The sequence below is a fragment of the Delftia sp. RIT313 genome, assembly GCF_000632165.1.
Lineage (GTDB): Bacteria > Pseudomonadota > Gammaproteobacteria > Burkholderiales > Burkholderiaceae_C > Comamonas > Comamonas acidovorans.
Genome location: NZ_JFYT01000081.1, coordinates 21057 through 28502 on the forward strand (window position 1 = coordinate 21057; position 7446 = coordinate 28502).

The window sequence follows — 7446 nt, forward strand, 5'->3', positions numbered from 1 at the left end:
TCAGCGCAGGCTGATGGTGGTGTTCACGCCCTGGCTGGTGGTGCTGTCGTCGAACCAGCGCGCCGTGACGGTCTTGGTCTGCGTATAGAACAGCACGACCTGCTTGCCGTAGGGCCCCAGGTCGCCCAGCTTGGAGGCGCGGCTGCCCGTGAAGGAGAACAGCGGAACCGGCACGGGAATCGGCACGTTGATGCCGACCTGGCCCACGTCGATGTCTTCCTGGAACTTGCGCGCCGCAGCGCCCGACTGCGTGAAGATGGCCGTGCCGTTGCCGTTGGGGTTGGCGTTGATGAACTCGATGGCCTCGTCCAGGCTGTCGGCAGCCGCCAGGCACAGCACGGGGCCGAAGATTTCCTGGTCATACACGCTCATGCCGGGCTTGACGCCGCTGAACACGGTGGGGCCGACGAAGTTGCCCTTGTCGTAGCCGGCCACCTGGGGCTTGCGGCCGTCCAGTTCCAGCTTGGCGCCGTCGGCCAGGCCGCGTTCAATCAGGCTTTCCACACGCGACAGCGCCGCACAGGACACCAGCGGGCCCACGTCGGTGCCGGGCTCGGTGCCGCCGCTGACCTTCAGGGTCTTGGACTTTTCCACCAGCTCGGGAATCCACTTCTGTGCATCGCCCACCAGCACGGCCACCGACAGCGCCATGCAGCGCTGGCCTGCCGCACCGAAGGCTGCGCCCAGCAGGGCGTTGAGCGTTTGCTCCTTGTTGGCGTCGGGCATGACGATGGCGTGGTTCTTGGCGCCCATCATGCATTGCACGCGCTTGCCGGCCAGGCTGGCACGGTTGTAGACATGGGTGCCGACCTTGGTGGAGCCCACGAAGCTGATGGCCTTGATGTCGGGGTGATCGCAGATGGCGTTGACCACGTCCTCGCCGCCGTGCACCACGTTCAGCACGCCGGGCGGAATGCCGGCTTCCAGAGCCAGCTCGCACAGGCGCATGGTGACCATGGGGTCCTGCTCGGAGGGCTTGAGCACGAAGGTGTTGCCCGTGGCGATGGCCATGGGGAACATCCACAGCGGAATCATGGCCGGGAAGTTGAAGGGGGTGATGCCCGCGCACACGCCCAGGGGCTGCAGCACGGAATAGGTGTCCACGCCGTTGGCCACGTTGTTGGCCAGCTCGCCCAACTGCAGCGAGCCGATGTTGGCCGCATGCTCCACCACTTCCAGGCCGCGGAAGACATCGCCCTCCGCGTCAGGCAGGGTCTTGCCCTGTTCGGCGGTCAGCAGGGCGGCCAGCTCCTTCATGTTCTCGCGGATCAGTTGCTGCAGCTTCAGGAAGATGCGGGCGCGCTGGCCAATGGGGGTCTTGCGCCAGGTCTTGAAGGCTTCCTTGGCGTTGGCGACGGCGGCGTTGACCTCGTCAGGCGTGGCAAAGGGCACGCGGGCCAGCACTTCCTGCGTGGCCGGGTTGACCACATCGCGCCATTGGGTGCTTTGGGATTCGACCAGCTTGCCGTTGATCAGCAGCTTGACCGTGGGCGCCAAAACCTTGGCGGACGTGGATGCATTCATGGCTTGTCTCCTGTTGCGGTGGTGTCAGCCCGGCATGCGTGCGCCGGGCGTTCATCGCATGGTAGCTGTGCGGTTTTTCGCAAGCAATGGAGATATGTGCAGTATTCATGTGCGTTTTTGCACAGGCTGGCGCAAAAAAGAGCATGGCCTGCGGCAGGCGCAGGCCATGCTGGTTCAGGCGGTCAGCGGCTCAGTCCGTGCCGGTGGCCGGCAGGCGGGCGTCGTCGGAAGGAGCCGGGGTCTGAACGGCGCGGGCGCCGGGCTTGCGCAGCGGCTCCAGCTTCACGCGGGCATTGGCGCCCAGGCCGGACTCCAGCTTGGCCAGCAGGCGCAGCAGCTCCTGCAGCTCGCCGTCTTCCAGCGGGGACACCAGGCGGTGGTAGGCCTGGTCCACCAGCGGCACGCTGGCGGCCAGAAGGGCGCGGCCCTTGTCGGTCAGCGTCAGTTCGTGCTGGCGGCGGTCGCGCGTGCTCAGGGCGCGGTGCACGTATTCGCGCTCTTCCAGCCCGCGCACCAAGCGCAGCGTGGTCACCTTGTCAAAGCCCATGGCGCGGGCCAGGGAGCTTTGGTCGGAGCCGGGGGAGGCGTCGATCAGAACCAGGGCGCCGTACTGTGGCGGCGTCAGTCCCAGGGGACGGCATTGCTCTTCAAAAATGCCGACCGAAATCTGGTGGGCGCGCCGCAGCAAAAAGCCAGGGCGCTGATATAGCGGCAGTGGTGCAGGCGTCATCGTGTCCATATGCGTCTAGTATTCTTGCAGAAGTGTCCAGTATTCATTCGATTTCCACCAATTGTGCCCATTTTGGTGCATGATTACCATGCGTTTGCATGCTAACTACAAAAGAGGTCTACATGCGAAATTTTGTTGGCAGACGGCAATTTTTGAAGACGAGCGGATTGGGAGTATTGGGTTTACCCGTAGCAGGTGCCATCGCCAGTACCGAGAGTGTGCCTCTGAAATTGATTGTGCCTTTCACTCCGGGTACTGGAATCGACACGATTGCGCGAACGATCGGTCCTTTGCTCGCCAAGCGCCAGGGCCGGCCCGTGGTGGTGGAGAACAAGCCGGGCGCCTCTGGAAATATCGGAACCGAGGCCGTTGTGCGCTCGCCCGCCAATGGCCAGACGCTTTTGGTGACAGTGAATACCCTGGTGATGAATGCATCGCTGTATCCCACATTGCCATTCAATCCGCTGACAGACCTCGAACCTGTGACGCTGACCAGTTGGGGGCAGTTGATTTTGGTGACGCCCACGGCCTCGGCCTATCAGACGGCAGCCGATCTGGTGAAGGCCGCCAAGGCCTCGCCGGGCCGTATCAATTACGCCTCGCCGGGAGTGGGCACTCCGCACCATATGGCCATGGAGCTTTTCAAGAGCACGGCCGGGGTGTCGATCACGCACATCCCGTATCGCGGAACAGGCCCGGCGCTGACGGACCTGCTGGGCGGCCAGGTGGAATGCATGTTCCTGCCCATTCATGTGGCATTGACGCATGTGAAGGCCGGCAAGCTGCGCGCGCTGGGCATTGGCAGCCAGCGGCGCCACCCGCTGCTGCCCGATGTGCCCACGCTCAAGGAGGCCAAGGCGGGCGATGTGAACGTGGATATGTGGTACGGCGTGTTTGCGCCGGCCGGCATGCCGGCGGACCAGGTCGATGCCCTCAATCGCGAGATCCGCGCGATTTTGGCGTCGGATGAAGTCCGGCATGCCTTCGCGCCCCAGGGCATGGATCCGGCCGGCAGCACGCCGGCCGAGTTCAAGGCCCTGGTGCAAAAGGACGCCCGGCGCTGGGCCGATCTGGTCAAGGCGCGGGGGATTACCGCCGAGTAGGCGGGACGGGCGCCCAAGGCGCCCCTGGAGAAAGCATGGAGAGTCAGCGGATGAAAGTAGCGATCGTGGGGGGCGGCATCGGAGGCCTGTGCCTGGCATTGGCCCTGCATCAAAGAGGCATTGCCTGCGAAGTCTTCGAGGCCGTGCCCGAGGTCCGCGAGATCGGCGCGGGCATTACCCTGCTGCCGCATGCCATGCGCGAACTCAGCGACCTGGGCCTGCAGCCGCAGCTGGAGGCCCAGGCGATCGAGAACCTGGAGAGCGTGTTCTTCAACCGCTATGGCCAGTTCGTCTACCGCGAGCCGCGTGGCCGCCATGCCGGCTACGAACTGCCCGAGCTGGGCATACACCGGGGCCGCCTGCACCGCGTTCTCTTCGAGGCCGCCGTGCAGCGCCTGGGCCCGGGTGCCGTGCACACGGGCCACCGCTGCGTGCGCGTGGACCAGTCGGCCCATGGCGCCACCGTGCATTTCGCGCCGGATGCCCAGGGCCATGTGCCGCCGTCCGCCACGGCCGACATCGTCGTGGCCTGCGATGGCGTCAACTCCGCCGTGCGGCGCCAGTTCTATCCGCAGGAGGAGCTGGCCTTCGGCGGCATCAACACCTGGCGCGGCGTCTCGCGCTTCAAGCCCATCCTCACGGGCAAGAGCTATCTGCGCATCGGCTCGGTCGATACCGGCAAGATGGTGATCTATCCCATCGAGGACAACGTCGACGGCCAGGGCATGCAGCGCATCAACTGGGTGGCCGAGATCCGCGACCCGCAGATGCGCATGAATGACTGGAATCGCGCCGGGCGCATGGAGGATGTGCTGGAGATTTTTGGCGGCTGGAGCTTCGACTGGCTGGATGTGCCGGCCCTGATCCGCTCGGCCGAGACCATCTTCGAGTACCCCATGGTGGACAAGGACCCCGTGGACCAGTGGAGCTTCGGCCGCGTGACCCTGCTGGGCGATGCCGCCCACCCCATGTATCCGCGCGGCTCCAACGGCTCGGCCCAGGCCATGCGCGATGCGCGGGTGCTGGCCGACCTGCTGGCCGCCGACCCGCAAGGCGACCCGCAAGGCGACCCGCTGGCGCTGCTGGCCGCCTATGAGGCCAGCCGCCTGCCCGCCACCAGCCAGGTGGTGCTGACCAACCGCTCCACGCCGCCCGACTTCATCATCATGAAGGCGGACGAGCTCAGCGGCGGCCAGCCCTTCGGCCATATCGACGAGTTGATCAGCCAGGACGAGCTGCGTGCCATTGCCCGCCATTACGAGCAGGTGGCGGGGTTTGCGAATCCGCAGTCGCAAGGGTGAAGTGGTTGGGCAATGAGCTGGCTTGGCAGGTATTCAGTATTGCATCCCGACTCTTTTTAGGTCCCTGCCGGGCGGTTGTTTTTCGAGGCCGGGTTTCGGCCCGGCGGCCGACCTCCTTTCTTGTCGCGCGACAAGAAAGGAGGCAAAGAAACGCGCCCAAATGCCCGCGTCCCCTTCGCTTCGCTACGGGGCAGGCACGAGCATATGGGGAGGAGGGGCCGGGGTGCGGGGGCGACAGGGCGCTACGCCCCGTTGCTTTGTCTATTCGGTGCTCTCAATCCAGGCTGATATTCGCCTTCTGGATCAGCAGCTTGTACTGGTCCGCCTTGGTCCTTGCGAATTTCTCCATTTCCGGCACTTCCCAGGTGATGGGCTGGAAGGCGAAGGTGGCGAATTTCTCGCGCACCTGCGGGTCCTGCAGCACGGCGACCACGTCGGCATGGATCTTGTCGCGCAGGGCGGCTTCCACGCCCTTGGGCGCCAGCAGGGAGACGAAGGAGTTCACGATCAGGTCGGCGGGGCCGCCCGATTCGGCCACGGTGGGCACGTCGGGCATCTGGGCGATGCGCTGGGGTGCGGCCACGGCCAGGTAGCGGATCTTGCCGGATTTGTAGATGCCCTGGCTGGAGGGAATGCTGGCAAAGCTCCAGGCCGGATCGCCATTGGCCACCGAGGTGTAGAGCTGGCTGACCTCGCGGTAGGGCACATGCGTCATCTTGCTACCGGTCAGGAAGTCCAGCCATTCGCCGCCCAGGTGGCCTGGGCTGCCCACGCCCCAGGAGCCGTAGCTGACCTTGCCGGGCTCCGACTTGGCCGCCTTGATCAGGTCGCCCATGCTCTTCCACGGCGAGTTCGTGGGCACGGCCACGAAGAAGGGCGTGAGGAACAGCGGCGCCACCGGGTCGAAGTGCTGCAGCGGATGGAAGTTGCGCTGCTTGTAGAGGTAGGGCAGGGCGGAGACATGTTCGCTGTCGAGTTGCAGCAGCGTGTAGCCGTCGGGCTTGGCGCGGCGTGCGGCTTCGATGGCGACAAAGCCGCCGCCGCCTGGGCGGTTGTCCACGGTCACGCCCTGCTTCCAGCGGGCGGAAAGCTTTTCTCCCACGATGCGCAGCACGGCGTCAGGGCCGCTGCCCACGGCAAAGGCCGTGATCACGGTGACGGGGCGCGTGGGAAAGCTGGCGGTGCTGCTGGAGCCTGCCTGCGCCCAGGCGCAATGCAGCGGGGCGATGGAGGCCAGCAGCAGGGCTGCGCCTGCAAGGGCCTTGCGGCGGGAGGGGGCGGCGTCGAGGCGGTTGGATGGGGATGCTTTCACAGTCTGTCTCCTGTTGGATCTGCTTTTTTCACTGCTTGCAATGCCCCGGTCCTTCTGGCGAGGACTCGGGGCGAGGTAGGGCTGCCGGCAAAGGCGCGGCGAGGTTCAGGCGAGGTTCAGCCGGCGTCAGGCTGGGCCAGGGGCGCGGCCTGCGCAAAAGCGGGCAGGGCCGCGCAGGCCCTGTCCACAGCGCTGATCAGCGGCCAGCGGTCCAGGTCCACGCCAAAGCGGCGTGCGCTTTCGATCTGGGGCACCAGGTAGACATCGGCCAGCGTGGGTGCGTGGCCGAAGCAAAAGTCGCCGCGCTGCGTGTCACGTGCCAGCAGGGCCTCGATGGCGTCGAAGCCGTCGGCAATCCAGGTGGCACACCAGGCGTTGATGGCGGCCTCGTCCGCACCGAACTGGCGGCGCAGGGTCTGCAGGATGCGGCGGTTGTTGATGGGATGCACGTCGCAGCCCACGATGGCGGCCAGCGCGCGCACCTGGGCGCGGTCCTCGGGGTCGGCGGGCAGCAGCGGCGGCTGGGGGTGGCGTTCCTCCAGCCACTCGATGATGGCCGGCGACTGGATCAGCGTGCGGCCGTCGTCCAGCGTCAGCGCCGGCACCAGGCCCTGCGGGTTGACCTGCTTGAACGGCGCCTGGGCCTGCTCGTCCACGCGCAGGTCCACGGGAAAGTAGTCAGGGCGCAGGCCCTTGAGGTTGAGCGCGATGCGCAGGCGGTGCGAGGTGCCGCTGCGGAAAAAGCTGTAGAGCTTCATGGTGGTGGTCTCCCCGGTCTTATTCAGGCTGGCCCACGGTGAGCGCGATCTCGCCCACGCCCTGCACATGGCCGGTGATGCGGTCGCCCGGCAGCACGGCGCCCACGCCCTCGGGCGTGCCCGTGTAGATGAGGTCGCCGGGCTGCAGGTGATAGAACAGCGAGAGGTCGGCAATGATTTCGCGGATGTTCCAGATCAGCTTGTCCACGTCGGACTGCTGCTTTGTCTCGCCATTGACGGCCAGTGCAATGGCGCCGGATTCGATCACCTGGCCCGGCATGGGCACGATCTCGCTGGCCACCGAGGACTGCTCCACGTCCTTGCCCAGATCCCAGGGCCGGCCCTTGTCGCGCGCCACCAGCTGCAGGTCGCGGCGCGTCATGTCCAGGCCGCAGGCGTAGCCGTAGATGTGTTCATGCGCCTGGTCCGCCGCAATGCGAAAACCCGGCTTGCCGATGGCCACCACCAGTTCCATCTCGAAGTGGTAGCTGTTCGTCTCGGGCGGGTAGGCCACGGTGGCACCCGATTCTGTCAGGGTGGAGGGGGCCTTGGTGAAGTAGAAGGGGCGCTCGACGCTCTTGTCCACCGGGCGGCCCATTTCGACGGCATGGGCGTGGTAGTTGCGGCCCACGAAGAACAGGCGGTTCACGGGCAGGCGCTGCGTGCTGCCGCGCACGGGCAGGGATTGGACGGGGGGCGGGGTCCAGAGGTATTGGGG

General features: G+C 66.0%; 7 protein-coding genes. 2 read left to right on the forward strand and 5 right to left on the reverse strand.

Annotated features, from left to right (window positions below):
* A complete protein-coding gene (locus BW39_RS24585; RefSeq protein WP_012205523.1) occupies positions 1 to 1524 on the reverse strand; it encodes a CoA-acylating methylmalonate-semialdehyde dehydrogenase in 1524 nt (507 codons plus the stop codon).
* A gap of 190 nt (positions 1525 to 1714) precedes the next feature.
* A complete protein-coding gene (locus BW39_RS24590) occupies positions 1715 to 2254 on the reverse strand; it encodes a MarR family winged helix-turn-helix transcriptional regulator (protein WP_232240351.1) in 540 nt (179 codons plus the stop codon).
* Between the two features lie 122 nt (positions 2255 to 2376).
* On the opposite strand from BW39_RS24590, the gene BW39_RS24595 reads away from it, so the two are divergent.
* Together BW39_RS24595 and BW39_RS24600 are read left to right on the forward strand one after the other, a co-directional pair.
* Positions 2377 to 3357 carry a tripartite tricarboxylate transporter substrate binding protein gene (locus BW39_RS24595; RefSeq protein WP_043824755.1) on the forward strand — a complete coding sequence of 327 codons (981 nt, stop codon included), beginning with the start codon at positions 2377 to 2379 and terminating at the stop codon, positions 3355 to 3357.
* Between the two features lie 50 nt (positions 3358 to 3407).
* Positions 3408 to 4658, forward strand: a complete 1251-nt coding sequence (locus BW39_RS24600; RefSeq protein WP_043824757.1) for a flavin-dependent oxidoreductase — start codon at positions 3408 to 3410, stop codon at positions 4656 to 4658.
* 274 nt (positions 4659 to 4932) lie between these two features.
* Here BW39_RS24600 and BW39_RS24605 read toward each other — a convergent pair whose 3' ends face one another.
* From BW39_RS24605 to BW39_RS24615, 3 genes are all read right to left on the reverse strand, one after another.
* Positions 4933 to 5970, reverse strand: coding sequence for a Bug family tripartite tricarboxylate transporter substrate binding protein (locus tag BW39_RS24605; RefSeq protein WP_043824759.1), 1038 nt, complete (start codon positions 5968 to 5970; stop codon positions 4933 to 4935).
* Positions 5971 to 6086: 116 nt separating this feature from the next.
* Complete coding sequence (maiA, locus tag BW39_RS24610; protein ID WP_043824760.1) at positions 6087 to 6728, reverse strand: maleylacetoacetate isomerase; 642 nt, start codon at positions 6726 to 6728, stop codon at positions 6087 to 6089.
* 19 nt (positions 6729 to 6747) lie between these two features.
* Positions 6748 to 7446, reverse strand: a 699-nt coding sequence (locus BW39_RS24615) for a fumarylacetoacetate hydrolase family protein (RefSeq protein ID WP_043824762.1), incomplete at its 5' end; no start/stop codon positions are given.